Origin of the sequence: Pyxidicoccus caerfyrddinensis, from assembly GCF_010894405.1 — a bacterium.
Taxonomy (GTDB): domain Bacteria; phylum Myxococcota; class Myxococcia; order Myxococcales; family Myxococcaceae; genus Myxococcus; species Myxococcus caerfyrddinensis.
On record NZ_JAAIYA010000091.1, the window covers coordinates 1 to 1710 of the forward strand.

Annotated in this window: 1 protein-coding gene; it reads right to left on the bottom strand. The window is 70.5% G+C overall.

Translation table 11 applies throughout. From position 1 onward, the window contains the following. Positions 1 to 1710, bottom strand: a 1710-nt coding sequence (locus G4D86_RS51595; RefSeq protein WP_240360970.1) for a condensation domain-containing protein, incomplete at both ends; no start/stop codon positions are given.

A 1710-nucleotide genomic window follows, 5' to 3' on the forward strand; every position in this document is an offset into this window, starting at 1 on the left:
AAGGGGAGAGCAGGGGCAGCTCACCCACGCATGTGCCGGGCGAGGCGAGCGCGGCCTCCAGCAGGGTTTGCAGGTGCTCCACCATGCGGGAGACGGTGGAGGCGTCGAACAAGTCCGTGCGGTAGCCGAGCGCGCCCGACAGCCCGCGAGGCGTCTGCGTCAGCGAGAGTGTCAGGTCGAACTTGGTGGCCACGGCCTCGCGCTCCAGGGGGACGAAGGACAGCCCCGGGAGGGAGAGCTCCGCGGGGGGAGCGTTGTTGAGTACGAGCATGACCTGGAAGAGGGGCGAGTGGCTGAGGCTGCGCTGAGGCTGCAGCTCCTCCACGAGCTTCTCGAAGGGCAGGTGCTGGTGCTCGTAGGCGGCCAGGGTGGAGGCGCGCACCTGTGTCAGCAGCTCGCGGAAGGTGGCGAGGGGCTGCACGTGGGAGCGCAGGACGAGGGTGTTGACGAAGAAGCCAATGAGGCCCTCCGTCTCGCCGCGGGTGCGGCCGGCGATGGGAGAGCCGACGGAGACGTCGTCCTGGCCGGAGTAGCGCGCCAGCAGCAACTGCCAGACGGCGAGCAGGGCCATGAAGGGAGTGACACCCTCGCGCTGGCAGAAGGCGGAGAGGGCCTCGGACAGAGGCAAGGGCAGGTGGACTGGTAGCAGGGCGCCGCGCTGGGACTGGACGGCGGGGCGGGGCCTATCGGTGGGCAGCTCCAGCAGCGTGGGCGCACCGGAGAGCTGCTGCTTCCAGTAGTCGAGCTGGCCCTGGAGGACGTCACCCTGCAACCAGTCGCGCTGCCAGGAGGCGAAGTCAGCGTACTGGATGGGAAGGGGTGGCAGTTGCGGCGTGAGGCCCGAGGAGGAGGCCTCGTAGAAGGAGACGAGCTCGCGCACCAGCACGCCCATGGACCAGCCGTCGGAGACGACGTGGTGCATCGTCACCAGCAGCACGTGGTGCTCGGAGTCGAGGCGCAGCAGCGAGGCGCGCAGCAGCGGGCCGGAGGCGAGGTCGAACGGGCACAGGGCCTCCTCGGCGGCCAGCCGCCGAGCCTGGGACTCCCGCTCCGTGGCGGGCAGGGCGCTCAGGTCCACCACGGGCAGCGGGAAGTCCGAGGCAGGGAGGATGCACTGCAGGGGCTCGCCTTCGCGCGTGGCGAAGACGGTGCGCAGGGACTCGTGGCGCTCGACGAGGCCGGTGAACGCCTTGCCGAGAGAGGCCACGTCCAGTGCGCCCCGGATGCTCAGGACGGTGGGGATGTTGTAGGCGGTGCTACCGGGCTCGAGCTGGTCGATGAGCCACAGCCGCTGCTGCGCGAAGGACAGGGGCAGCGCGGTTGTCCGAGGCACCGGGACGAGGGCGGGGGCCACGAGGCCCGTGGCCGAGTGCCGGGAAGACTCGATGCGCGAGGCGAGTGCGGCGACGGTGGGGGCCTCGAAGAAGGCGCGCAGGGGCAGCTCGACGCCGAGGGAGGAACGGACGCGAGAGATGAGCTGGGTGGCCAGCAGGGAGTGGCCGCCGAGGGCGAAGAAGTCATCCTCCGCGCCCACCTTCTCCACGCGCAGCAGCGCGGCCCAGAGGGAGGCGAGGATTTCCTCAGTGGGAGTACGAGGAGCGACAAACTCGGAGGAGGAAGACGCCTGCGGAGCCGTCAGGGCCTTGCGGTCCACCTTGCCGCTGGAGGTGAGGGGCAGGGCCTGAAGCACGGCGAAGGCGGAGGGCACCA